This is a genomic window from uncultured Dokdonia sp. (assembly GCF_947492815.1).
Classification (GTDB): Bacteria; Bacteroidota; Bacteroidia; order Flavobacteriales; family Flavobacteriaceae; genus Dokdonia.
In genome coordinates this window covers 296,318-322,901 of record NZ_CANLOB010000001.1, presented here as the reverse complement: position 1 = coordinate 322,901, position 26,584 = coordinate 296,318, and the positions used below count along the sequence as shown (strand labels likewise).

Sequence of the window (26,584 nt, the reverse complement as noted above, 5' to 3'; positions counted from 1 at the left end):
GACGTAAGTAGGAATCTTTTTTATTAAACAAAACTTCTAAACACTGTAAACTTAAGGAGGAGTTCTAATAGCAATAATATACCTGCTAATAGGATAAGAGGGCGATACTTCTCTTCATAATTTGTGTATTTGAACTCTTCAACTTCTGTTTTTTCTAATTTATCTATTTCGTCGTAAATTTCTTTTAATTTTTTGTTATTTGTTGCTCGGAAGTATTTTCCGCCTGTAACTTCTGCAATTTCTTTTAATAAATCTTCGTCTATTTCTACAGGGACATTATCATAGACAAAAGATCCATTATTGTTTAATGCAACAGGCGATAGTGCTGTCCCATTAGTTCCTACACCAATAGTATAGGTTTTAATGCCAAATTCTAAAGCAAGTTCACTTGCAATTTTAGGGTCTATAAAACCTGCATTATTAACCCCATCAGTCATTAAAATAATTACTTTACTTAATGCCTTGCTATCTTTTAATCTATTTACAGAAGTAGATAGTCCCATTCCTATGGCGGTACCACCTTCTATAATATTATTGTATCGTATGCTATTGAGCGAACTTAGCACAATGCTTTTGTCACTTGTAATAGGTGTTTTTGTGTAGCTTTCGCCTGCGTATTCTACTAGTCCAATACGATCATTAGGTCTCCCTTTGATAAAATCTGCTGCTACTAATTTTAAAGCTTCCAGACGATTAGGACGTAAATCTTTTGCAAGCATACTTGCAGAAACATCTATTGCAATAATAATATCGATACCTCTCGTACTTTTGGTACGTGTAGAAACATCTGTAGTCTGTGGACGTGCCATCGCTGTAATAAGTACTGCTAATGCTAGTAGCCTTAATAGGAACAAGAAAGGGCGTAATTTAGGTAAAATGCTATTTGTTGCTTTAAAGCCCTTAATACTTGAAAGCTTTACTGATGGCGTTTGTTTTTTACGCTTCCATATATACCAAGCAATGGCTACTGGTAATGCTAAAAACAACCAGAAAAACTGCGGATTAGAAAACTCAATATTATCAAACATTATTTTGTTTCGGCTTTTTGAAGTTCAACACTATTGATAACACGTTCTGCTATTTCGACACTGTAAGTATCGTCTTTATCCCAAGTAATAATTACTTGCTGGATAATATTTTCTGCAACAAAATTTAGCATGGCATATTCTCCAGATATAGAAATATTTTTTTCTTTATCAATCATAAATTTTCCAGTACCAAACGTTTTAATACCTTCTGCCCCATTAGGGGTTTTAAACTTTTCTTGCTTAACAAGATCTGCTATAAGCCCTTTCTTTTCTAATTCGGCGATTTGTCCGTCTATAATTTCTTTTACAGGGGGCTCTGTACCCTTAGGAAGAATTATTTGTATTACAGAAATAGTAACAGCTGGAGGCTCTGTTTGCCAACCAAAAGCATTAGCTTGCATTTTACCTTTAAGATCATCTGGAATTGGAGTTTCTAGTCGTTCTAGTACTTTAGGTGTACTAATAACAATACTAGGAAATCCATATTCACTCGTAACCCAATTTCCTTCTACAAGTTCTCTTGTTTGGTTTCCTAATAGATAATCTTTAACCTCGTCATATCCTTTTATCGCAATTCCTGTAATGAGTCCTATTAATAAGATTCCTAGGACACCAGCAATTCCAGTAAGCCATAATTTTCGGGTGCGTTTACGTTCCATAGATTCACGAAAGTCTTGATCTTTCATGAGTTCTTCTATCGTTGGTTCAGGAAGTGCTTCTTTGGTTTCTTTTACAATCTGCTCAATCGCTAAGCGGTCTGCTTCTGCTTTCCCGGAAGGGGGATTAATACGTGCAAACTTCACTAAATCTGCCCGTTTAAAAATGTCTTTGAGCTGTTGTATGGTTTCTGGATTGAAATCAATATGACCACTGTCTTTCTCTACTTCTAATCGTGCTATAAGCTCATCTGTAGTGCTTTCTAGTGCTTTGTCATATACTTTTTCTTCATAGTAACGACGTACCGTGTCTGTAAGTGTAGAGTAGTATTCTTTATATTTTGCAGCAACAATAAAGTCTGTTTGATCAAGTTGACGTAAAGATGCTAATGCTTGCTCAAAAGGAGGGATGTATTTTTCTGCTTCAATACGTTTTTTATGTCTGCGTAATAACCAAAATAAAAAGAGGGCAATTGCTACTAAAATTGGAAGTATCCATAAGAGGTATTTCCAGAATTTACTATAGTCTGTAGGGAGTTCTATAGCAGGTTTTATATCGTATAGTCCCTGTGTTAAGGTGTCTAACTTTACATTTGCAACATCTACTTGAAAAGAGTCTGTTTGTAGGGTGCGATCTCCTATGATAACACGTTGCCTTGGGATTTTATAAGACCCACTATCAAACTGTGTAAGACCATACTTTTTTATTAATGTCATTTTCGCTTCCGCGAAAGAAGTATCTACTTTGTAACTCTCAATCATTTCTAAAGGAGAGAAGGTTTGTCCTTCTGGGAAAACAACAGTAGCTAGTTGATCTGCTTCTACAGTAAGCGTATAATTTATTTGTTCACCAAGACGAATTTTGGTGGTATCAATCTTTGATGTTACAGTAGGCTCCATCTGAGCGTTTACTGATAAAAAAGAGAAAAGAATAAAAAATATAGCCATGCCATATGCATAGATTGTATTCTTTGCTCTTCCTATGTGATTATGGGGGTGTGTCATCTCTTTTTCTATTATCCTCTTCGTTTAAAATAACCTAATAATTTTTTTACATAACTCTCATCTGTACGAACATTTATAACACCAGAGCCACTTCTTCTAAAGCTTTCTTCATAATAAGAAACGCGTTCTTTATAATAAGCTTCGTAGTTTCTACGCACTTTTTTTGAAGATGTATTTATAAGTACTAATTCTCCAGTTTCTTCATCTTCCATTTGTACCATTCCTAAGCTAGGGATCGCTTCTTCGCGTTGGTCATAGATGCGAATTCCTGTAATGTCATGTTTATTACCAGCAATTTTGAGTGTTTGTTCATATCCATCGGCAATAAAATCAGAAAGGATAAACGTAATTGCTTTTTTCTTCATGACGCTACTCAAGAATTTAATAGCTTGCGCAATATCTGTTTTTTTAGATTTAGGCTTAAACTCTAAAAGTTCGCGTATAATTCTTAATACGTGTGACTTTCCTTTTTTAGGAGGGATAAATAATTCTATCTCATCTGTAAATAAGATCAGCCCTATTTTATCATTATTTTGCATTGCACTAAATGCTAATGTAGCGGCTACTTCGGTAACAATTTCGTTTTTAAACTGCTTGTCTGTTCCAAAAAACTCAGAGCCACTTACATCAGCTACTAGCATCATAGTAAGTTCTCGTTCTTCTTCAAAAACTTTGATAAATGGTTCGTTATAACGAGCTGTAACATTCCAATCAATATTACGCACATCATCTCCAAACTGATATTGACGTACTTCACTAAAAGTCATACCACGACCTTTGAAGGTTGAGTGATACTCTCCTCCAAAAATATGATCAGACAAGCGTCGTGTCTTGATCTCGATCTTGCGTACTTTTTTAAGTAATTCCTTTGTATCCATGTATTCAGTGTTCAGTTTTTAGTAATCAGTATTAGTAATAACAATGTAATTGCCTTACTGTGACTGTGACTGCCTACTGGCTTTTATGGTACTTCAATTTGATTTACAATCTTGTTAATGATATCTACAGAGGTAATGTTTTCTGCTTCTGCTTCGTAGGTAATACCAATACGATGACGTAAGATATCATGTACAACTGCTCTTACATCTTCAGGAATAACGTATCCGCGACGTTTGATAAAAGCATAACATTTTGCAGCAGTAGCAAGATTGATACTTCCACGAGGAGAAGCTCCAAAATTGATAAGAGGTTTTAAGTCTGCTAATTTGTAATTTTCTGGATAACGTGTTGCAAAGATGATGTCTAGAATGTATTTCTCAATTTTTTCATCCATGTACACTTCTTTTACTGCTTCCTGTGCACGAAGTATTTGTTCTACAGAAACAACCGCGTTTACTTTTTCAAAACCACCTTTTAAGTTTTGGCGAATAATCATTTGCTCGTCTTCGATTTTAGGATAATCGATGACTGTTTTAAGCATAAAACGGTCTACCTGTGCTTCTGGTAATGGGTACGTTCCTTCTTGCTCAACTGGGTTTTGTGTTGCCATTACTAAAAATGGTTTATCTAAGATAAACGTCTCGTCACCAATGGTAACTTGTTTTTCTTGCATGGCCTCTAGCAGTGCAGACTGTACTTTTGCAGGAGCACGGTTGATCTCATCTGCCAGTACAAAGTTGGCAAAAATGGGACCTTTCTTAATACTAAAGTCATTGACTTTCATATTATATATCATAGTTCCTACCACGTCGGCAGGAAGTAAATCAGGTGTAAATTGTATACGACTAAAAGAGCCTTGTACTGCTTGTGCTAGTGTATTAATAGCAAGTGTTTTTGCAAGACCAGGTACTCCTTCAAGTAAGATGTGACCGCGACCTAAAAGTCCAATAAGTAATCGTTCTATCATATGCTTTTGACCTACAATTACCTTGTTCATCTCCATGGTCAGGATATCAATAAAAGCACTTTCTTTTTCTATTTTTTCATTGATAGCGCTTATATCTATCGTCGTCATATTTTCTTCCATACTTTAAAATTAAATTTAGTGGGATTTTAAAACATTGCAAAGTGGGGTTTTATTCCCAAACTTCTTGTTAACAATTGGTTAAAAATTCTATTAAATAAAGGGCTTCACACGTATTTTTCTATCTTGGTAACTCGTATTTTTAATGAGAACGCAAAATATAAAATGAATAAAAAATTTTCAAAAATAATTCAAGGGTGTATGACCTGGGGTGCTTGGGGGAAACAACTTGATGACACTCAAATGATTGATATGATGCATCACTGCATGTCACAAGGTATCACAACGTTTGACCATGCTGATATTTACGGTGATTACAGCACTGAGGGTGATTTTGGATCCGCTTTCGCGAAAGCAAATATAGACAGATCCACCATTCAATTAATCTCAAAATGTGGTATTCAATACCTCGAAAAAGCACGCCCAGAAAATCGGGTGAAGCATTATGAGTATACGGCAAAATATATTATTTGGAGCGCAGAAAGATCACTTCAATTATTACAAACAGACTATTTAGATCTCTTATTATTGCACCGACCTAGTCCTTTAATGCAAGCAGATGAAATTCAAAAAGCTATAGAACAATTAAAAGGAGAGGGTAAAATACTTGATTTTGGCGTCTCTAATTTCACACCTTTTCAAACAGATTTAATTAGTGCAAAGGCTCCTATTGCTGTAAATCAAATTGAATTTAGCTTAACGCAACATACGGCAATGCACAACGGTAGTCTAGATCATATGCAAACAAATGGTATTGTACCTATGAGTTGGAGTCCTTTGGGAAGTGTATTTAGAGAAGATACTTCACAAACACAACGTATTAAAAAACTACTGGAATCATTGACTGAGAAATACAATGCAACAGAAGATCAGTTATTACTTGCCTGGGTTATGCAACACCCATCGGGAGTACATCCTGTAATAGGAACCACTAATAAAGAACGTATTACAAATGCTGTGAAAGCGGCAGATATTACATTGGAATTACAAGATTGGTTTGCATTATTAATAGAAAGTCAAGGGCATAAAGTCCCTTAAGAGATAACATATTGAATAATTTTAAACTAAAATATAAAGACCATTTTAAATTATATATTCCAATTGAGAATCATATGATTTTTGAATCTGAATTAAATAGGTTACAACTTCCGTTTTATTCTAATATAGACGAACAACCATCTGCGGGAGAACAAATACGTTATTTTTTAAGAGACAAAGACCGAGTAGACATAGATCTGTTACTAAAAAATAATGGCATTATTGCAGTTATAGAAACTATAAATATTGTTGATTTTCAAAAACAAAAGAAAATAGTATTACTTGTTATATTGATCATCGTTATTTTGATAATAAGTATAATTATTTCAGGCTATATAGAAAAAATAATGTCTTAAAAAACAAATAAAATTGCTACTTGAAAAATATATGAAAACAGCATTAATAACAGGAGCCACTAGTGGCATAGGGAAGGCAACTGCAGAGCGTTTTGCTAAAGAAGGAATTAACTTAATCCTTTGTGGAAGAAGGCAAGAGCGTCTGGACGACTTACAGCAAGCTTTTCAGGATCAAGTAAAGGTACATACCCTTACTTTTGACGTACGTGATAAAGAAAAGGTAGCACAAGCAATAGACGAATTACCGGATGATTTTAAACAAATAGATATCTTGATTAATAATGCGGGAAACGCACATGGTTTAGATCCTATTCAATCAGGGAGCACCGATGATTGGGATGCTATGTTAGACATAAATGTAAAGGGGTTATTGTATGTAAGTAAAGCGATTATCCCACAAATGACAGACAGAAAGCAAGGTCATATTATTAATATAGGATCTACAGCTGGGAAAGAAGTATATCCTAATGGTAATGTGTATTGTGCCAGTAAACATGCAGTAGATGCTATCAATCAAGGTATGCGCATAGATCTCAATAAACATAATATTAGAGTAGGTGCTGTCAACCCAGGGATGGTTCATACAGAGTTTAGCGAGGTACGTTTTAAAGGAGATACAGATCGTGCAGATAAGGTATATCAAGGATTTGATGTGCTAAAACCAGAAGACATTGCAGATATTATTTATTTTGTAGTATCAAGACCGTATCACGTAAATATTGCAGATCTTGTGGTAATGTCTACTGCGCAGGCTAGTTCTACTATTATTAATAAAAATTAAAGACTCTCTCTTGTATTTTGATTAATAAACGCCTTCTTATTAAAAATTTGTTATCTCATAATGATGAGAATAGCTTTTATGATAAGAAGCGTAAAATAGATATTGGAAGTAAAGAAGGAAAGGCTAAGTTTTTAAAACATATTTGTGCACTTTCCAATTCCAATCCAAAAAACAATTCTTTTATTGTTATTGGAGTAGATGATAGTGAAAATACCATTATAGGTGTTCCTTTTTTTGATGATAGTAAGTTGCAAAATCTTGTAAACGCTTATTTGGACAATCCGCCTATTATATCCTATGAAAATATTCCTTTTCCACATTTACCAGAAGATAGAGTAGTAGGGCTTGTCACTATTAGAGCACAGGATAAGCTTACTGCTTTAAGAAAGAATATTTGGAAATATTGGGGAGGTACTGTCTTTTTTAGGGATGGGAGTATGTCTATGCCTAAGGTTTTTAAATCTGATGTAGAAGATGTAAATAGTGCCATTGTTGCGGCTATAGAAAATCATGCAAAAAACAGTATTGAGCTAACATTAGATGGGGTGATCGATTTTATAAATCATCGTCATAATGATATGGAAAGTCAGTACAAAGTGTTTAAAGAGCAATTTGTGCTTTGTTGGGCAGGACATAAAAAAGTAGTAAAGGGAGATACCTATTATTCGAGAGTGGATATTGAACTTATCAATGAGCAGGTACGATTATTTTATTCGGCGTTAGATGAGGTGTCTATTCGTTATGATGAAGATTCATTTTCTATACTGGAGTATGTACATCTAGGGGTTCAAGAGCAGTTTAAATATTACCCATTGGAAGAAGTGGTTATACGCTTTCGCGAAAGCGGAACCTACACCATTGACACTACATTGATTTTTGATCCTCCTAAAGTAGATAAACGTACATTATATCATATTTATAATAATAATAATGTGATTTTTTATAAACTGAAACGTAAAATACCGCTGAATCAAGGAGAATATGATGATTTATATGAATTACCAAATACCTATCTAATCTGTTATCTCAATGGATTTGATGGTGCCATTCATAAGTTAGAAGAAGTAAAACCGTTTCTTAAGAAATACAAAGGACCTATTTATAGCCGTTATAAAGAGACAATGCGTATTTTGCGTAAAGTAAGGTATAATTAATATGAAATGAGCATACGTAAAATTAATTTTTTGAATGATAAACAATAATTAAATTTTTATGCGAAAGCGTAGCGATTGATCTGCGCGTAAAATTTTTATTTATTTCATTTCTTATGAAATAAAAATTTTAAAATAGATGAAAAGAACATTAGTTGTAGGAGATATTCATGGAGGATTAATCGCTCTTAAGCAGGTCTTACAAAGAGCTGCGGTAACAAGGGATGATCATTTGATTTTTTTAGGAGATTATGTAGATGGATGGAGTGATAGTGTTGGGGTAATTGATTTTCTTACAGAAATGTCATTACATCAAGAAATCACCTTGATTCGTGGTAACCATGATGTCTTAGTATATCAATGGTTAAAAGGTAAAGAAATGAGTGCTAAGTGGATACAACATGGAGGGCAGAGTACAAAAGATGCATATGCAAAGTTGTCAAGTGAAGAGCGCTATGAACACCTTCCTTTTTATGAGAGTTTAAAAGATTATTATATAGATGATCAAAATAGAATGTTCTGTCATGCAGGCTTTCAGAATCTTAATGGGCCTAATCATGAATGGCATAGCACAGCCTTTTATTGGGATCGTACGTTATGGGAAATGGTATGTGCTATGAAGGAAGATTTATCTCCATTAGATATAATGTATCCGAAACGGTTACAGCTTTTTAAAGAAATATATATTGGCCATACACCCGTAACTCGTGTGGGAGCAACGACTCCTTTACAAAAAGCAAATGTTTGGAATATAGATACAGGAGCTGCCTTTATGGGAAGTATTTCTATGCTAGACGTAGATACTAAAGAATTTTGGCAAAGTGACCCTGTTTGGGAGTTGTATGAAGAAGAAAAAGGACGTAATACGCATTCATTTCTAGGGTCAAAAGCGCTTATATAATTAAAAATAGATAAAAAAAGGGGCATTTACCCCTTGCTATACTTCTATAGCTATAAGATATTTGCAACGTATTAACCATTCAAAATAGTAGGCTTTATTTATAATCCTATTCACAAGTTATAGACATTGTTTATAAATAATGATTTGAATACTAGCATTATGTTAGTATTGATAGTTTAAAAGGGGAAATAGCTTTATGTGAATTGTATAAAAACGCTTATGTGACTACATGCACCACAGTAGTCATTTTGAATATAGAAAACGTCCAATACTTGGGGGAGTAGCGGACGTTTTTTTATACCTATTTAATTATTTATTCTAAACCTATAATCATAATAAATAAAAAGAATTGATTTTCTTCTTTTGAAGAATTAAGAACTCACCCTAAGTGCATAAATTATCATATATACACTTAGGACATAAAAATTCCTACCTTATTTAGAAAAACAAGGAAAATTGAGTGTTCAAAAGCGAATTAATCTTAGTCTTTAAATTAATCTACTTATTTCAGTTTCTTTAATATTTTAAAAAGTAAAACTATAACCCCAACTAAAAGTATAAAGTTGAAAATTTGCCAAAGAAGCATCGGAATGTTCCATGCTTCTAATGTTTTTTCTTGTAGTGCTAATAAAATTATCATCATAAATTTTGTTTAATCTTCAATATCAAATATTGAAATAGGTTGTCCTGTATTAATATCTATATGTAATTCAAAAATCTTTACGTCTGTATATATTGTTCCAACAGATTCAAGGAATAAATTATATTTTAGATTTCCAAATACTGTAATAATTGCTTCATTTCCTTCAATAATATATTCTATGGCTGTTTGATCCCAAGTAAACCCTAGCGTTATGCCAGTTACTTCTGAACTTACTTCTATAAGTTCATATTCTTGATTTATTGATGGGTCATTTAAAATTTGATTTACAAATAAATCAACATTGGTCAATCCGTAATCAACTCTAAATGTGGTTATTCTATTCCCATTTTGCTGTTCAGTTACTGGTAAGGTTAAATCAAATTCAGCACCCTGAAGAAATTCAGCAAACTCTTCAACACTATCAAAATGTATAGCATTATCAGGATCAACATCAGCAGGATATTGGAAAGAATCATTTCCCCCCAATAAAGATTCTAAAGCAAAAAATGTTTCTACATCTATTAACACTTCTGCATTCTCTGCATTATCAGGATTTTCTAAACAATTACAATTTGCATCAAATCCAAATTCGCAATCATTTTGTGCATTACAATCATCAGTGCAAGGATTACGGACGGCACTTTTTTGACCGTTACAAGCACTTACAATAACAACTGTTCCGGGTCCATCTGAGCAATTACAGTCTTCTATCGTAATGATAACACATTCTATATCTTGACCGCCATTTCCGTTATCTGTAACATCGCCATTGCCACCAAACCCACCATCACCTGACGAAGGATTTCCTCCTGTGCTTCCACCGTTACCATCTGAAGTTTCGTTATCGCCATTTACTGGATCACAAGATTGTCTGCCAGTTTGTGCGATACTTTGACCATCTACAAAAGTATCATTAGTGACATAACTTCCATTTCTATCATATACTTTAATTTCTCCTGTGTATTGTGAGAGATCGTTAGGGTTTGTAGTTTGGTGCAACCAATTAGCATCGGGAACAAATTCTAGAAAATAACTATAATAACTGTCCCCATTTTCTTTGACTACATAGTTGATTATTGAGGCTTCTTGAGAAGGGCTTTCCTTTTCCATAGTAAAAGTATAGTTTGTTCTATTTTCACTATTAGTAATCTGTTGTATTCGTTCTGTATTGAGTGACCCTATTATTAAATTTTCTTCGGAACGGTTTTGACCGTTTACCGAATTATTTAGTGTAAAAGATAAATTTTTATTTGATTGTGTCTCTACAAATGAAATAATATCAGGAATTTGATCAGCAGTAACGGTTTTTGAGGTTTGACGTTCTAATATGGTTTGTGTATCTAATAATTCATCACTTTCAGTATGACAACTAAAAAAGAGTGTGAGAAGGATAAGTAATACGATATATGGTTTGAAATGTATTTTCATAATAATGTAATATTTTAAACTGAATTAATGTTATCAAATAAGCTCGTCAGCTTCTTGTTTTAAAACAGTTCAAAATTTCATATTTATCGTAAACTATACAACTAGGCTATACCCCATTTCTAGAATTGAGACTTCCTTTTCGAGAAAAAGGGTATTTTTAGTTGATCTTAGTGCTTATTTTTTTGATATTTTGCTGCATATAAAAAAGCATTATACGCATTGATTAATTTTCCAGACTTTGAGAGTTCATTAAAGGGTTTTTGCACTGTTTCTTCTCCTCTGTTTTTAGGAAGATTGACCAAATGATTGAAGCTAAGACCAGATTCAAGAAGAATCTTTTTTACATCGCTCGCATCTAGGTTGGGATAATGTGAGAACAGTAAAGCTGAAATACCCGATACGATTGGGGTAGCATAGGAGGTTCCATTTCTGCCATATACTATTCCATTATGTGGATACAGAGTGGTAATATGTTGCCCAGGTGCAAAAATATCTACCGTTTCTTCTCCATAATTGGTTGAGTAGTAGAGGAGTTTTTCATTTAACTTATGTGATGTTCCACCTACCGTAATAACATTATTACTAAATTCTATCCCATCATTATAATCATTAGGATATTTGGTGTTTTCTTCTTTATCCGTATTTGAGCGTTCATTACCAGCTGACTTAACAATAAGTACACCCTTATCTTCTGCGTATTTAATAGCTTCATCTACCCAATGTTTATCTATCGAGAATAGTTTTCCAAAACTCATATTAATCACTCGAGCACCATTATCTACGGCGTATCTAATAGCAAGTGCAATATCTTTATCGTATTCATCTCCATAGGCGGAGATACGTAAGGGCATGATCTTAATGTTTTTAAAAACATTAATACTATCGGTATTAATATACTTTGTAGTTAACATACCAGACACTAAGGTGCCGTGATTTAAAAAATTAGGACTAACACTTACATTATTATTGCCATATCTATTATTCAATTTGTGTAGCAGTGAATCACCTATAATATCTCTTTCGGGATAATTCTCATTAAGCATGATGTTTTTATAATTTTCATAATGCTTTTTTAGGGAATCATTTCTTTTAGGGGTGAAATTATAGTTAATGAAATTTGTCATTTTAAGAACCTCTAATTGGAGTATGGAATCTTTAGGGTGCACTTTTTTTAAGCTGTCTAAGTCTTTAACTTTAAACTCTTTTCCTTTAAATATGCTATCCAAATAATGATAGGCATTTTTTCTATTTAAGATAACAGTATTGATATTCTCGCTACGTTCACTGATATATTTAGTATGCGAGATATATGCTTTATTAGCTCTTTGTAAAATAAGGCTATCAGATGGATTTAGAACTGAGATCGTTCGACGGTATCTCTTAATAATGCGTGTAAATTCAAACTGCTCATAACTTAAGTTTTCGCCCTGTTGGTTTCCTAAAAAATTCCATCCATGTATATCATCTATATACCCATTAGCATCATCGTCAATGTTATTGCCTGCAATTTCTTTAACGTTTGTCCAAATATGATCTTGTAAATAGGTATGGTTAATATCAACACTCATATCTAATATAGCAACAATAACCTCTTGTCCTTTTATATTTTTCAGGCGTTCGTTGTAAACTCTAAATAAACTTGTGCCCGGAAAAGAATCTTGAATAATGTCCTTATGAAACCAATCTGAAGCTAAAAATTGCTTTTTAACCTCAGAGTAGTTATTTAAATTAGGTGTCTCTATTTGCATTATTCCTTTACAGGAGATTAGCCCAAATAAAAAAAGTAATACAATACATCTATACGTCATATTAGTGATTTGGATTTTCTGGATCTTGGCGGATAATTATTGCAGAACCCAATACACATTTTTCTACTTCACCATTGTTTGGATCATCTGTTCCTCCACCAGGGTCACAATTATCAATTGTAGTACCTCCTCCTTGTATTTTATTAAGATTTTGAAGTTTTGAAATTTGCAATTTTTTTAATTGAAGTTTTTCTTTACTTTTTTTCATTCTATTTTATTTTAAGTTTATAACACTAAAAATATAGACGGTAGTTTTAAAAACCTATATAAATTATTGACTTGTTACCCTAATTCTCGAAATGGGGTGTCAAATTTTATCGTTTTTCAGCATTCAGTTGCTTAATAAATTGAGAAAATGCTATTCCTGTATTTTTTTTAAACACTCTTGTAAAAGAATCAGCTTTGAGAAATCCTATTTCTTGAGCAATGGCTTTAATAGTGTATTGTCTAAACTTTGCATCTTGATCCAATCTTCTTATCACATAATTAACACGTAAATCATTGAGATAATTGGTAAAACTACAATTGTATATTTGTTTAACCATTTGCGCCAAATATTTTGAATTGGTATTAAGTTCTTTGGCGAGAGTGTTTGACGTAATATCATTTCGTAAAAAACCGTTCCTTGCTTCAAAGTCTTGCAATCCTTCAATGATGTTTTGTTGAATTTCAGATGATAATTTAAGTTCTTTTTTTTCTACTGATTTTTTGAAAGTATTAATACTCGTTTGTTCTTTCTCTTTTGTAAATGCTAACAATGCTTTGATTTTTTTCTTCGTTTTCTTTTTATCCCATAGATAGTATGATAAGAATACAAGTAAACAGATTGAAAATACACATAAAATAGTATTTTTTCTGTTATTGGTATTAGATAGCTTTTTTATTAAAAGCTCTTTTTTCTCTAAGAGTTGAGGTACATCATATTTTTTTGAAAAGTTTTTGTTGATATATAAGGTATTAGATGCAACAATGCTATCTAACTTTAAAAGTTGTTTGACGTAGTAAAATGCTATGGAATCATTCTTTGAGCCCCCTTCGCTATAATTCGTAATAAGATGTTCATAAGCGGGGCGTAATTCTGGTAATAAGTCATTGGTTATAGCAAAAATACTATCCACTTTTGAAAAATATGATATTGCTTCTTCGTCTTGGTCTAGTTGCAAATTTGTTTCTCCTTTATAGTAGTACGCTACTGCTATATTAGGTAGGTCTTTTCGTTCTATAATAGCAGGGATAGATTGAGAGATATGATACTCTGCTAATTCAAAGTCTCCTTGCGAATAGTTATTAATTCCTTTCGTCAAAGAAAAAAGATCGTGCATATACGTATTTTCTTGAACGATGGACTCTTTAAATCCCTTATCAATATAGTAGAACGAAGAATCTATCTTGCCTAGATCGCGATAGCAATTGGCTAAGCCAAAGTAGTGATAAAGTAAATATGATGAATTACTTAAGTTGCTATATAAATAATCTAAATTATTCAAATAGATCGTTTTTGCTTCTTCGTTTTCACTAATACGTTTTTTTAACAAGGCGAGATTGTAATTTGCACTGAATTGTAAGTTTTTATTAGCATATTCTTTTGTATACCTATCTGCTGTGATGAAAGCATCGAGCGATTTTTTAAACTTTCTTTTTTTAAAATGATGTCTTCCTTTTACGATGTATGAACTAGCAGGTTGATATATGGTCGGCTGTTTTTCAAACAGTTTTATGATACTATCTGAATATTGTATTACTCGATCATCAGTATAGATTGATGATTTAAGATAATACCCTGTCATTATATGTAAGGTGTCACCGTCGTTTTTTGCAATTTTTAAAATAGTATCAGATATTCCTATTTTATTATCAAAATCTTTAGAAGCGTAAAACTGATTGACAAGATCAACAAAGATATCATCTTCGGCAGTCTCTTTTTCTTGAGAAAATATACTTGCATAGGTACTTAAAAAGAAGAGTAATAGATGATATTTTTTTATTTGCATCTGTAATATTATATTTTTTAAATATAGGATGAATAATTATAAATGGCATTGAGTGATTATCATTTTTTTGTAATCTAAAAGCACTATTTATATTCAGGAATTTTCTTTTTCCCATATGCGTGGTATTTTGTAGCTTTAGTACTCCAATTATAAACCAATCAACTATGGGACTTTTTGATAAAATAAAAGAGAAACTTACCAATGAATTTATAGACATTGTTGAGTGGCTCGATTATACAGATGATACAATAGCGCATCGTTTTGAGCGCTATCAGAATGAGATTAAGAATGGCGCAAAATTAATTGTTCGTGAAGGACAAGCGGCTGTTTTTGTGAATGAAGGGCAATTAGCAGATGTATTTACACCGGGTACGTATGATCTTACTACGCAGAATTTACCGATTCTAACAACTCTTAAAGGGTGGAAATATGGATTTAATTCTCCCTTTAAAGCTGAGGTGTATTTTGTAAATACACATCTTTTTACTGACGAAAAATGGGGAACTAAAAACCCTATTACATTAAGTGACGAGCGTTTTGGTCTTGTTGAAATACGTGCTTTTGGAACCTATGCTTTTAAAGTGTCAAATCCAGGCAAGTTTATTGTAGACATTGTAGGAACAGATAGTAATTTTACCAACTTTGAAATTAATGAGCACTTAAAAAGTTTAATAGCGACTCGTTTTACAGACACGGTTGGAGAAGCAAACCTTCCTATTGAGTTATATGCAGCAAATACTTCAGAATTATCAGAAACATGTCAGGAAGTAATGCAACCTGAGTTTACGTCTGTAGGAATCTCACTAGAGAAATTCTATATAGAGAATGTCTCTATGCCAGAAGAGCTTAAAAAGGAGATTTTTGAATATAGTCGTATTGATAAATTAGACCTTGATAAGTTAACCAAGTTTAAAACAGCTAAAGCTATTGAAGCTGCAGCGGCTAATGAAGGTGGAACCGCAGGAGCTGGAATGGGAATGGGAATGGGCTTTGTATTAGCACAGCAAATGGGCGGTATGATGAGTCCTCAAATGGGAGGACAACAACCTATGCAACAACAAGCCCCTGGAATGCCACCTCCAATACCTGTACAGGTACAGTATTTTTATGCGGCTAATGGAGCACAGCAAGGACCTGTATCTTTTGAGCAATTGAAAGTGCTCTTTGCAAGTAGAACTGTAAATCGTGATAGTTTGGTCTGGAAGCAAGGAATGGCTAATTGGACAGCACTAAAAGATGTTGAAGAGTTGAAATCATTCTTGGGAGGAAATACACCACCACCATTACCACAACAATAAATAACGATTACTAAATTCCTAATAAGTTGCGCTTTTTTTAAAGGCGCAACTATCTCAATGTATGGCAACATCAGAATCTACTGTACAACAACACACAGAACTTAAAAAGTCATGTATCAATTGTGGCGCAGAGCTTACTTATAAGCCCGGCACCTCAACGGTTACGTGTGAGTATTGTGGGCATAAAGAAGAAATTACAGTAGACCCTAATGGCTTTGAAGAATTAGAACTCTCTCTGTATCTTAAAGAAATGGGAGCGCAATCGCATAGTGAGAAAATCTCTATGTTGAATTGTAAAAATTGTGGTGCAAATCAACATGTTGAAGAGAATTACAAATCACTGCATTGTGTCTATTGTAGTATGCCTTTGATTGTAGAGGACATGTATACAGAAGATTGGATATTGCCAGGTGCTGTGTTACCTTTTCAAATAAACCAGAAACAATCATTTCAGACATTTAAAAAATGGGTGAATGGTCTTTGGTGGGCACCTAACAATCTTAAAAAAGCATCTTTAGATCCTCAATTTACAAAAGGATTGTACTTGCCTTATTGGACATTTGATGCACAGTTAAGAGCTACCTATACTGGACAAAGAGGAGTCTATTATTATGAAACACAACGTTACAGAGACAGTAAAGGAAATTCACGTACGCGTCAAGTGCGCAAAACTCGATGGTATCCTGCATCAGGTAGAATTTCAGGCTTTATAGATGATACCCTTATCAAAGCTTCACAACAGAAAGCTGGACGTATTCCTAAGAAAATTGCACGTTGGAATTTACAAAAACTACAACCGTTTAATAGTAGTTTTCTAAGAGGTTTTATCACAGAAAAATATACGATTCCGTTACAAGAAGGACATCTAGAATCCAAAGAAGAAGCGCGTCGTATTGCAGATCGATGGTGTAGAAGAGATATAGGAGGTGATACGCAGCGTGTAAATAGTATAGACATGAAACTTTCTGAAGAAACATTTAAACATATATTACTCCCTGTGTATGTGAGTTCGTATAGGTATAATGGAAAAGAATATAACTTCTTTGTAAATGGAGAAACTGGGATTGTTTCTGGAAGTAGACCTTATTCTTTTTGGAAAATCTTTTTCGCTGTTGTTTTTGCTATCCTATTGATTGTAGCTATTGTCTTTATAACTCAATCCTCAGAAGGTGCTTCTTACTGATTTTATATCTATTCTTATTTTAACAAATGATCAAAAAGGAAGTAATAAGTGTAAAATCTCTTTTATAAATGAGGTGTAAACCCTTCAAAAATAATATTATCAGCCAAGGTTTTATGAGTTTCAATTTGCGACTGACTACGAGCTGTCCACAATAGAATTGGGACTCCTTTCTCTTTAAAATAGGAGACTCTTTTATTGGGTAAATCATCTATATCATACGCTACAAAATCAGGAGACATATTTTTATTAAGCTGTAAATAATCGTAGATGTAATTTAAAGGTTTAATAGCATGAGAGGGTTCTGCTAGTTGCCCTACGGGATAGCTATGGTGTTGTTTACAAAGCCATTTTACAGAAGATCTGTTAAATGATTGTAATGCGATCGCTCCTTTATATTCTTTAAGTAACGATAATGTATTTTGCTCTAGTTTTTTTGAAAGACTATTCGTTTTAAATTCTATAAGTAAAGGTACTTGGCCTTTTACAATGTCTAGTACTTCTTGAAGTGTAGGAATTGTTTCAGAGGTATTAAAAAGGGTATGTTCTTTTAATGTGGCTTTGGTTAATGATCTTGTTTTTTTTGAATTATTACAAATACGTTTTAAATCTGTGTCGTGAAAAACAATAACGGTTCCATCCTGTATAATTTGGATGTCGAGTTCTATGGGGTAGTTTTCTTTTATTGCTTTCGCGAAAGCGGATAAAGAATTTTCAGGAGTTTTAAGATTGCCATCATGTAAACCACGATGTGCAATGGGTATAGTCGTAAGCCATGTAGCAATCTTTTTCACTTCAATGGATTGTTATTCTGCTTTTGCAAGTTCTTTTTCTGTAAAAGCTCTAAAAGCAAATTTGTATCCTTCATATCCAGCAATGGCATAAAAGAATAAATCCATTCCACTAAAATTTTCTTTCATTGCAGGTATAATTAAAGAGATATCTATCATGCTTAACATTTCTAAATAACCAACACCTTCTGCATTTGCGCTATAACCTACAAGGCTAAAAAAGTTACCTGCAAGGCAGCTAATAATAGCAATGATAGCTCCAGAGATTCCAAAAATTTGATCCATTCCTTTCCCAAACATACGCATAGAGATTCCTACTCCTGCACCTATAGCAATGGCCATATATCCTATTTGATATCCTGTAGCTACTGTGATTGCAGCCCATAATAAAGCGCCAATAAAACCTACCAAAACCCCTGTACCTATAGCGGCAGGAAGATTTTGTTCTGATCTGTATCTTTCTAATGCTTTTTCAGACACTCTAGCTAAGGCAACTTGTCTATCTAGTGCTTCTGTATCATCCATTTGCTCTAATACGGTTTCATCATGGTTATAATCACGGCATTCCCCTTCAAAATCGGCTTTTCTTTTTGTAAGGCTACATAGAAGTCCTTGTTCCATATCTAATTCTCGGTTAGTACATTTTTTGCAAAATTGAAGATGTTCTTCTCTTGTCATACTGTCGACGGTTATTTTATTATTTAATAATTAGATAGGAGGGTTTTGTGTCGTGAATATACATTAATTTTATAGAGCAATAAAAAGCCCCTTCTATAGAAGAGGCTTTTGTATATTGTATAGAATAGAAGTTTTATTCTTTTCCATAATCGTGTTCGTCTTGCCATTTTTTAAGTTCCTCCCATTTTCCTTGAGCCGCTAACTTAGCTTGCATTGGCCATGTTTTAGGACGATGTATTTCAAAACGTTTTCCTCCACTGTTAAGTACTTCTTGGCATTTTTCTACTGTTGTATCTCCTAAAGAAGCCCATGTTTTGATATCAAAATTGTGAAATAATTCTCTGATTTTTGGACCAATTCCTTCTACAACAGTTAAATCATCTTCATTGATTTTTTTTCCAAAAGCTGCTTTTGCAGCTGCTGCGTCAAAAGGAATCATAGTGATTGTAGGTTCTGGAGTAACTACGGTTTCAGCAGCAAATGAAGATGACATGCTAGCACTACTACTAGCAGCAACAGGAGCTGCAGAAGCTGTTTTAAGCTGAGAACGACATGCATCTAAATCGGCTTTTAAGGAAGCATTTTTGCGCTTCCATAAATCAAGATCGTCGCTAGTGTCATCACCTTTTCCAGCAAGACGTCCTAATAAGTATCCTAAAATGGCACAGATAAGCCCAACAAGTAGGGGTATAAGCCAACATGGTATATTTGATAAGTCTATTAATAATAAATTCATTTCTTTAATTTTTTAGTTAGTTTATTCTGACGATAGAGCGTCTGTTTTTTGCTTTACCTTCTTCGGTTTCATTAGAAGCTATAGGTTCGTCTGGCCCTTTTGAGGTAGTAATGATTTTGGATTCAGGTATTCCATTACCTTTAAAATATCCTTTTACATAATCGGCTCTTTTTTTACCTAAAGGCATGTTTGTAGCACGACTACCACTATTATCTGTATGCCCTTCTATAGTTATAGAAGAACCTTCTACTTTGTCTAAATAACGACTAATATCTGCTATTTTTTGACGCTGTTCTGTCGTAAGGTTTATGGATGCTTGCGCATTACCGAAATGAAGAATTAACGGATCGTCATTAATACGTTTTTTGAGATTTTCTAATTCTTTTAAATCACTGGCTTCATCAGTATTTGCGGCTCTATTATGTATTAAATAATTTATAGGTCCTTTAAATATAGAATCATTTGCTATTAAAGAATTGTCTTCTTTTCCAAAAATATTTAGTTGCCTAGAAGATATTCCTTTTGAACTTAAGTAATTCTTTACAGCATTTGCTCTAGCAACTCCCAAATTAGGAAATGCAGAGGGGTTATTTTCAGTAGAGGTATAAAGTCCTGTAATATCTAAATATTTCTCATTATTCTCATCAAGATATCTTTGCAACTCATCTATTCCTATGTTTATTTTATCAGAGATAGGGGTTAATAGGTTAAAGTCAGAAATAGTAAAGTTAAAATTATCATTGCTTGAATATGCAAAGTTTCCGTCGGGGTCTTTAAAAGTAAAGCCCATGTTTGTAGCAGTTGGAGGCGTTGTTTCAACTACTGCTTCTTTTTGATCATTTTGAGGTAGATCTTCTGTAGCGTCTTTCTTGTGTGTTGCATTTTTACAACAGAAAAACCACATTAAAATCATTCCAATAATAATCGTAAGCAAAATACCAAACAGGTATCTCGTTTTCTTACTCATTTTGGTTAGTTTTTGGTTAATAGTGTTTTAAAGTTACTAAAAAAGTGTTAAAGAAACACGTTTATGGTTTTTAGATAGGTGTTTTGTAAATAATCGATAGAGATACTACCGTTGTCGATAAAATAGAAGTAACTGTCTTGTTGTAAGTGAAATAAATTGTTTTTTGACATATAGTAATCCTAAGAAGTCAAGTGTTTTGTTTATTTAATAAAGTCTAATAGTAGCGTAGTACAAATACTATTACGTTTTTTTTAAGATAGAAATTACACCAAATAAAGGCCCTATTGCTAGGATTATAAATAGATATGGGGTGTCGATATAATTTTGTAAAAGAAGAAGAAGTTGGATGCTAACTATTGTAATGGCAAAGCCAATACAGTTTACAATGGTAAGTGCTGTGCCTTTATAGGTAGATTCTGCATTTTGAGCTACGAGTGTTGAAAATAAAGGCGAATCTGCAATAACAGCCATACCCCAAAAAGATAATAATCCTAGAAATAAATTTTGAGAAGGAATTATAAATAATAAAGGAGAAGCCACGCAAAAAAGACCAGAGATCATGAGAGCGATAATGGCTGTTTTTTTGACTCCTTTATATAAAGATATATACCCACTTATAATGCATGCAACAGCCCCTATTCCTATCACAATAAAAGAAGAAATAGCATTGTTTAAAGTGCTTTCTGGATATAATGTATTGTAGAAAGAAATAATTATTGGAACAAATGCCCAGAATGCATAGAGCTCCCACATATGCCCAAAATATCCAAACGCAGCAGCTTTAAATTTTTTGTTTTTAAAGATTTTGATGATCATAGAAAAATCTAAAGAAGCACTTTTTTTTCTGTGAGGACCATCTGGCACTAAAAAGTATAAAAGAAATCCTCCTGAAGTAGCAATGATTGATGTAATCACTACGATTGTTTTCCAAGGGAGTTGTTCTGTAAAACCTTTTAATATATGTGGGAAAGCAGTGCCTAAGACCAGAGCTCCTACTAGGAAACCTAAAGATTTTCCTAATCCTTTATGATAATAATCGGCAGCAATTTTCATGCCTACAGGATAAATGCCTGCTAAGAAAAAACCCGTTAGAAATCGAAAAAAAAGAATACCCATGAGGGAGTTTTGATCCCAAATAATAGCTGCGTTAAAAAGGGCAGCCACTAGTGCACTTAGTGTAAATACTTTTGAAGGAGAAAACCTATCAGCAATACTAAGTATAGCAAATAGAAGTGTACCTATTATAAATCCAAATTGTACAGAAGAGGTTATATGTGCAAGCGTGTTTTCAGGTAATGAATAATGAATAATAAGATCTTCTAATATGGCATTACTAGAAAACCATAGTGATGTACCACAAAATTGAGAAACTACAATTATAGGTAGTATCCATTTAGAAACAGGTCTATTATTAGTCAAAGTCAGAATAGATTATAGATACTAACATATGTCTGTAAAATAGAGAAATACTATCATTTTAAAGAAGCAATTTTATTTTTTTTAATAAAATTATAATAGATGGGTAGGAATTATGCTCTTACTGTTGTTTAATAAGCAAACGTATTAATCCTACTGATTAGAATTAAGTTTTTTGACTGGAAATCATAACAAGACTACTAGATCTTAATCCTACTTATGCTATCTCTGTTTAGATAGTACGGTTTAAAATCTTAATTGAAACTACAAAACTACACAAAAGAAGCCCCTACATAATTAATTATGTGGGGGCTTTAATTTATTAGGGAATGAGTATGTCTTATAAGTCAAATTTGATTCCTTGTGCTAATGGTAATTGTGTAGTATAGTTTATCGTATTTGTTTGACGACGCATATATACTTTCCATGCATCAGAACCAGACTCACGTCCTCCTCCTGTATCTTTTTCTCCTCCAAAAGCACCTCCTATTTCAGCACCAGAAGTTCCAATATTTACATTTGCAATTCCGCAATCAGATCCAGCAACACTTAAGAAGCGTTCTGCCTCACGAAGATTATTAGTCATAATAGCACTAGATAACCCTTGTGCAACACCATTTTGAAGATCAATAGCATCTTCTACGCTTCCAGAATATTTAAGAAGATATAATACAGGAGCAAATGTTTCGTGTTGTACGATTGGGAAACTATTATCTGCTTCAGCAATAGCAGGTTTTACATAACATCCACTTTCATATCCTTCGCCTGATAAAACACCACCTTCTACGATTATTTTACCACCTTGCGCAACTACTTGCTCTAAGGCATTATTATAATTTGTTACAGCGTCTGTATCAATTAACGGACCTACATGATTATTTTCATCAAGTGGATTTCCTATGCGTAATTGACCATAAGCAGCGACTACAGCATCTTTTACTTTATCATAAATGCTTTCATGAATAATAAGACGTCTTGTAGAAGTACAACGCTGTCCACAAGTACCAACAGCTCCAAACACACCTCCAATAACTGTCATTTTGATATCTGCATCTGGAGTTACAATAATAGCATTGTTTCCTCCTAATTCTAATAAAGATGTACCTAGGCGTTCTCCTACTGTACGAGAAACAATTTTACCCATACGTGTACTACCTGTTGCAGAAACTAAAGGAATACGAGTATCTGTAGTTAGGTATTCACCTACTTGATAATCTCCATTAATAAGGCAAGAAATACCTTCTGGAAGGTTATTTTCTTTTAAAACTTCTGCAATAATATTTTGGCAAGCAACACCACATAAAGGTGTTTTTTCTGATGGTTTCCAAACACATACATCTCCACATATCCAAGCTAAAGCTGTATTCCAAGCCCATACCGCTACTGGAAAGTTAAATGCAGAGATAATACCAACAACACCTAGTGGATGATATTGTTCATACATACGGTGTCCTGGACGCTCTGAGTGCATCGTAAGACCATGTAACTGACGTGAAAGACCCACTGCAAAATCACAGATATCTATCATTTCTTGTACTTCACCAAGACCTTCTTGATATGATTTTCCCATTTCGTAAGAAACAAGCTTTCCTAAAGGCTCTTTAAGTTCGCGTAGTTTTTGTCCAAACTGGCGTACTATTTCTCCTCTTAAGGGAGCTGGTTTTGTTCTCCATGTTTTAAATGCAGCAGTAGCTGCATTCATTACTTTGTCATAATCTTCTCTTGTCGAGCCTGTTACTTTTCCTATAAGTTGTCCGTCAACTGGAGAGTGTGACTCAATAATGTCTCCATTGGAAAACCAATTATTTCCAGTAGAAGTTCCATCATTTATATCTTTTAAACCAAGCTGTTTTAATGCTTGATCCATTCCAAAATCTGTAGCGACTGTACTCATTTTGTTTTGTTTTTTATATTAAAGAAATCGTTTGCGAAGATACAGATAATACTATGCCTGAAAAAGAATACCGTATCTTTATTATGGTTGCAACTGTGTGATGTTCCAACTGTCTTCAGATTGTGTATATAATACTCTATTGTGAAATCGAGAAGTGTTAAATTCCAAAAACTCTATGCGATAAGGTTTGATTTTCCAACCACTCCAATGTGTTGGTTTTTCAATGGGTCGCTGACTTTTTATGCTTTCGCGAAAGCGTACCCTTAAAGATTCCAACTTTTTTAAGGGCATTCCTTGTTTACTTATAGAACTTACAATTTGAGATTCATAACTTCGATCTTTAAAGAAGAAATGTGCGTCTTTTTCAGAAATTTGAGAAGCAGTTCCTTGGATGCGAACTTGGCGTTTGGTTTCTTCCCACCAAAATGTAAGCGCTACTTTAGGATGTGTTTCAATTTCCTTTCCTTTTCTGGAGAGGGTAGAGCCTGTGATGATGAAATAAGGTTTTTCAATGCATTTTAGAGATACATTGCGAGCATTTGGAAATCCATCTAGTCCTTGAGTAGATAAAATACATGCAGATGAATAGCTGCTTTTTGTTATTGTGACATGCTCGTGTAGCCAGCGTACAAATGTATCTATAGGTTCTGGATACTCAGCAATATTCATAATGGATTACTCTTGTGGCACAAAGCGTTTGTCTGTAGGCATGATTTCTCCACAATTAGAGCAGGTGCGTTTTTTCTCATCTCCATAAAAATCTATAAAATGACCTAAGAAATCTTTTTCTACATCTTCTAAAAGAAAACGAACTTCATATAATTTGGTGTTGCAATTGTCACAAAACCAAAGTAACCCGTCTTCTCCATTTAAATGAATACGTTTACGTTCTATAACAAGACCGATAGAATTTTCATGTCGTACAGGAGAGTGCGGCACCCCTGCTGGATGCAAATACATATCCCCAGGTCCTAACTTCATTGTTTTTTTCTGTCCGTCTTCTTGAATATGTACTTCAATGTGCCCTTCAAGTTGGTAAAACAATTCTTCCGTTTCGTTATAATGATAATCTTTTCTGGCATTTGGACCACCTACGACCATGACAATATAATCTCCAGCATCTTTGTATAGGTTTTTGTTTCCTACAGGGGGTTTAAGAAGATCTCTATTTTCTTCTATCCATTGATTTAGGTTGAAAGGTTTTGCTATAGCCATGATCTTAAAAGAATTTGTATAAAAATACAACAATCTCTCTTACTTGACTTCATAAGGATTCTAATTGATTTGTAAAAAACAACCCCGCTAGTAAAATACTAACGGGGCTGTAAACCAATTATGGTTTGGGGTTCTTATTTAACAAAAATGTGTGTAAAGAAATTAACACCACTTTCTGTTTGTGCGACACTGATCCCTGAATGGGTAAAATCGCTTTCTATTGCTTCTTTATGATCTGGACTATTCAACCATCCATCTACTACAGCTTGAGCTGTACGGTACCCAAAGGCAACATTTTCACTCACGGCATTTGCGCCATTTGCTCTTAAGTAGTCTGAACGTTGAAAGAAATTATCATGACTCACTTTATTGTTTACAATCATGTAGGATGTATGATCTAAAGCTTCTTCTTTAGCTAAATTGTGTGCGGAAAAAGGAGGAAGATTCAGCGTTGCTCTATAGTCGTTAATGATAGTCAAAATTTCATTAGACATAGCGTCATTATTTTCAACTACAAATTCGCTTTCAAAATTTACTGTTGCAGATGGGTCATCTATTTCATCTGTACTGCAAGACGCAAATAGACATACGAATCCCATGACAAATAGGGCATTTGTAAGTAACTTCATGATTTGGGGTATTATGATTTGGGATTACTAATATAGAATAAAAATGTATTTAAACGTCATAATAATGCGTTTAATCGATGAAATACACAAATTCTTACAACATATCTATTGAAACTATTGAAATTCTTACACCAAAAGGGTGGCTTTAGGAAAATAACTAGTAATTAATTTATTACTTTTAAGCTTATGAGCTTTGTTATATGTTTATGATGTGTAAAAAGTTTTGATATTTAAATTTATTTAGAGACTATACAGATTAAAAGGGAGTAGTATTTATGGAAAAAAGTTGTCTTGAGTGTGGAACACGTATCATAGGTCGTGCAGACAAGAAGTTTTGCAATGATTCCTGTCGGAATAGTTATAATAATAAATTTAATAAAGACTCTAAAAATCTAGTACGTAATATTAATAATAGGCTACGTAAAAATTATCGTATTCTAGAAATGCTTAATCCTGGAGAAAAAACAAAGACCACCAAAGTAAAGCTTACTTCTGCCGATTTTGATTTTAACTACTTTACAAGTATATATACTACCAAGGCAGGAACAGTTTATTACTTTGTGTATGATCAGGGATATTTACCAATAGAAGGTGGTGAATATTATGCACTAGTAAAACGAAAAGTAAAATAATAATGATGGTATTTGTGTAATGTTTATTTTATGGCTTAATTTTTGTGATACGTTTAACTCGTATTTATTATGAATTTGTAAAAAGATTTTTTAAGTTTGAAAATACGAAAAGGGGATTGTATGATAATGAGTATAAAACTCAAATTATATACTATAATTCGTATTTATCCGTTATTAATAATGCACCCTAAATCAAAAACAATAGATGCCTTTTAGGCATCAGTTCGCTTTTAAGCACCACTTTAGAGAAGCGTTTTGTTTTAACAAATAAAACATGGTATAATTTAATTTTTAAAGTATTGAAAAAGCAACTAAACTCCTTTTTGTTTTTACATGCAAGGCATGATTTAAAAACAGTAGAATGACCTTCTTTATGGAGTAAAAGAAACTACTATTTCT

The 26,584-nt window shown here is 33.4% G+C and carries 25 protein-coding genes; 8 read left to right on the top strand and 17 right to left on the bottom strand.

Annotated features, from left to right (window positions below; translation table 11 throughout):
• Positions 1–23: 23 nt before the first annotated feature.
• From Q1A01_RS01650 to Q1A01_RS01635, 4 genes are all read right to left on the bottom strand, one after another.
• Positions 24–1,028, bottom strand: a complete 1,005-nt coding sequence (locus tag Q1A01_RS01650) for a VWA domain-containing protein (RefSeq protein ID WP_299674973.1) — start codon at positions 1,026–1,028, stop codon at positions 24–26.
• Entirely contained in the window at positions 1,028–2,689 is a 1,662-nt protein-coding gene (locus tag Q1A01_RS01645; RefSeq protein WP_299674970.1) for a hypothetical protein, read from the bottom strand. The genes Q1A01_RS01650 and Q1A01_RS01645 overlap by 1 nt, the downstream gene beginning before the upstream one ends.
• An 11-nt stretch (positions 2,690–2,700) precedes the next feature.
• Positions 2,701–3,567: a DUF58 domain-containing protein gene (locus Q1A01_RS01640; protein WP_299674967.1), complete on the bottom strand. Its 867-nt coding sequence runs from the start codon at positions 3,565–3,567 to the stop codon at positions 2,701–2,703.
• Positions 3,568–3,650: 83 nt separating this feature from the next.
• Positions 3,651–4,655 carry a MoxR family ATPase gene (locus Q1A01_RS01635; protein ID WP_299674964.1) on the bottom strand — a complete coding sequence of 335 codons (1,005 nt, stop codon included), beginning with the start codon at positions 4,653–4,655 and terminating at the stop codon, positions 3,651–3,653.
• A 162-nt stretch (positions 4,656–4,817) separates the two neighbouring features.
• Here Q1A01_RS01635 and Q1A01_RS01630 point away from each other — a divergent pair, with 162 nt between their 5' ends.
• The 5 genes from Q1A01_RS01630 to Q1A01_RS01610 all read left to right on the top strand — a co-directional run bounded on the left by Q1A01_RS01630 (position 4,818) and on the right by Q1A01_RS01610 (position 8,879).
• Positions 4,818–5,690: an aldo/keto reductase gene (locus Q1A01_RS01630; RefSeq protein WP_299674962.1), complete on the top strand. Its 873-nt coding sequence runs from the start codon at positions 4,818–4,820 to the stop codon at positions 5,688–5,690.
• A gap of 11 nt (positions 5,691–5,701) precedes the next feature.
• Entirely contained in the window at positions 5,702–6,046 is a 345-nt protein-coding gene (locus tag Q1A01_RS01625; RefSeq protein ID WP_299674960.1) for a hypothetical protein, read from the top strand.
• 31 nt (positions 6,047–6,077) lie between these two features.
• Complete coding sequence (locus Q1A01_RS01620) at positions 6,078–6,827, top strand: SDR family NAD(P)-dependent oxidoreductase (protein ID WP_299674957.1); 750 nt, start codon at positions 6,078–6,080, stop codon at positions 6,825–6,827.
• Positions 6,828–6,844: 17 nt separating this feature from the next.
• On the top strand, positions 6,845–7,981 hold the full coding sequence (locus Q1A01_RS01615) for an ATP-binding protein (RefSeq protein ID WP_299674953.1): 1,137 nt from the start codon (positions 6,845–6,847) through the stop codon (positions 7,979–7,981).
• Positions 7,982–8,117: 136 nt separating this feature from the next.
• A complete protein-coding gene (locus Q1A01_RS01610; protein WP_299674950.1) occupies positions 8,118–8,879 on the top strand; it encodes a metallophosphoesterase in 762 nt (253 codons plus the stop codon).
• Between the two features lie 652 nt (positions 8,880–9,531).
• On the opposite strand, the gene Q1A01_RS01605 is transcribed toward Q1A01_RS01610, so the two are convergent.
• From Q1A01_RS01605 to Q1A01_RS01590, 4 genes are all read right to left on the bottom strand, one after another.
• Entirely contained in the window at positions 9,532–10,950 is a 1,419-nt protein-coding gene (locus Q1A01_RS01605; protein WP_299674947.1) for a hypothetical protein, read from the bottom strand.
• 167 nt (positions 10,951–11,117) lie between these two features.
• Positions 11,118–12,698 carry a S8 family serine peptidase gene (locus Q1A01_RS01600; protein WP_299674944.1) on the bottom strand — a complete coding sequence of 527 codons (1,581 nt, stop codon included), beginning with the start codon at positions 12,696–12,698 and terminating at the stop codon, positions 11,118–11,120.
• Between the two features lie 61 nt (positions 12,699–12,759).
• Positions 12,760–12,966, bottom strand: a complete 207-nt coding sequence (locus Q1A01_RS01595; RefSeq protein WP_299674941.1) for a hypothetical protein — start codon at positions 12,964–12,966, stop codon at positions 12,760–12,762.
• A 106-nt stretch (positions 12,967–13,072) separates the two neighbouring features.
• Complete coding sequence (locus Q1A01_RS01590; protein WP_299674938.1) at positions 13,073–14,749, bottom strand: helix-turn-helix domain-containing protein; 1,677 nt, start codon at positions 14,747–14,749, stop codon at positions 13,073–13,075.
• Between the two features lie 164 nt (positions 14,750–14,913).
• Here Q1A01_RS01590 and Q1A01_RS01585 point away from each other — a divergent pair, with 164 nt between their 5' ends.
• Both Q1A01_RS01585 and Q1A01_RS01580 read left to right on the top strand, forming a co-directional pair.
• The gene (locus Q1A01_RS01585) at positions 14,914–16,047 is read left to right on the top strand and encodes an SPFH domain-containing protein (RefSeq protein ID WP_299674935.1); all 1,134 of its coding nucleotides are present in this window, start codon (positions 14,914–14,916) and stop codon (positions 16,045–16,047) included.
• A gap of 61 nt (positions 16,048–16,108) precedes the next feature.
• Positions 16,109–17,230, top strand: a complete 1,122-nt coding sequence (locus Q1A01_RS01580) for a DNA helicase PriA (protein WP_299674932.1) — start codon at positions 16,109–16,111, stop codon at positions 17,228–17,230.
• A 62-nt stretch (positions 17,231–17,292) separates the two neighbouring features.
• Here the strand turns inward: Q1A01_RS01580 and Q1A01_RS01575 are convergent, their stop codons facing one another.
• From Q1A01_RS01575 to Q1A01_RS01535, 9 genes are all read right to left on the bottom strand, one after another.
• The gene (locus Q1A01_RS01575) at positions 17,293–18,021 is read right to left on the bottom strand and encodes a glycerophosphodiester phosphodiesterase family protein (protein ID WP_299674929.1); all 729 of its coding nucleotides are present in this window, start codon (positions 18,019–18,021) and stop codon (positions 17,293–17,295) included.
• Between the two features lie 12 nt (positions 18,022–18,033).
• The gene (locus tag Q1A01_RS01570) at positions 18,034–18,696 is read right to left on the bottom strand and encodes a hypothetical protein (RefSeq protein WP_299674926.1); all 663 of its coding nucleotides are present in this window, start codon (positions 18,694–18,696) and stop codon (positions 18,034–18,036) included.
• Positions 18,697–18,829: 133 nt separating this feature from the next.
• Entirely contained in the window at positions 18,830–19,432 is a 603-nt protein-coding gene (locus Q1A01_RS01565) for a hypothetical protein (RefSeq protein ID WP_299674923.1), read from the bottom strand.
• A gap of 16 nt (positions 19,433–19,448) precedes the next feature.
• Positions 19,449–20,399, bottom strand: coding sequence for an OmpA family protein (locus Q1A01_RS01560; RefSeq protein WP_299674920.1), 951 nt, complete (start codon positions 20,397–20,399; stop codon positions 19,449–19,451).
• 240 nt (positions 20,400–20,639) lie between these two features.
• The gene (locus Q1A01_RS01555) at positions 20,640–21,818 is read right to left on the bottom strand and encodes an MFS transporter (protein ID WP_299674917.1); all 1,179 of its coding nucleotides are present in this window, start codon (positions 21,816–21,818) and stop codon (positions 20,640–20,642) included.
• Between the two features lie 337 nt (positions 21,819–22,155).
• Complete coding sequence (locus tag Q1A01_RS01550) at positions 22,156–23,709, bottom strand: aldehyde dehydrogenase family protein (RefSeq protein ID WP_299674914.1); 1,554 nt, start codon at positions 23,707–23,709, stop codon at positions 22,156–22,158.
• Positions 23,710–23,790: 81 nt separating this feature from the next.
• The gene (locus Q1A01_RS01545; protein WP_299674911.1) at positions 23,791–24,378 is read right to left on the bottom strand and encodes a pyridoxal 5'-phosphate synthase; all 588 of its coding nucleotides are present in this window, start codon (positions 24,376–24,378) and stop codon (positions 23,791–23,793) included.
• 6 nt (positions 24,379–24,384) lie between these two features.
• Entirely contained in the window at positions 24,385–24,924 is a 540-nt protein-coding gene (locus Q1A01_RS01540; protein ID WP_299674908.1) for a 3-hydroxyanthranilate 3,4-dioxygenase, read from the bottom strand.
• A gap of 134 nt (positions 24,925–25,058) precedes the next feature.
• A complete protein-coding gene (locus Q1A01_RS01535; protein ID WP_299674905.1) occupies positions 25,059–25,553 on the bottom strand; it encodes a CAP domain-containing protein in 495 nt (164 codons plus the stop codon).
• A gap of 275 nt (positions 25,554–25,828) precedes the next feature.
• On the opposite strand from Q1A01_RS01535, the gene Q1A01_RS01530 reads away from it, so the two are divergent.
• Positions 25,829–26,185, top strand: a complete 357-nt coding sequence (locus Q1A01_RS01530; protein ID WP_299674904.1) for a hypothetical protein — start codon at positions 25,829–25,831, stop codon at positions 26,183–26,185.
• The last annotated feature ends 399 nt before the right edge of the window (positions 26,186–26,584 follow it).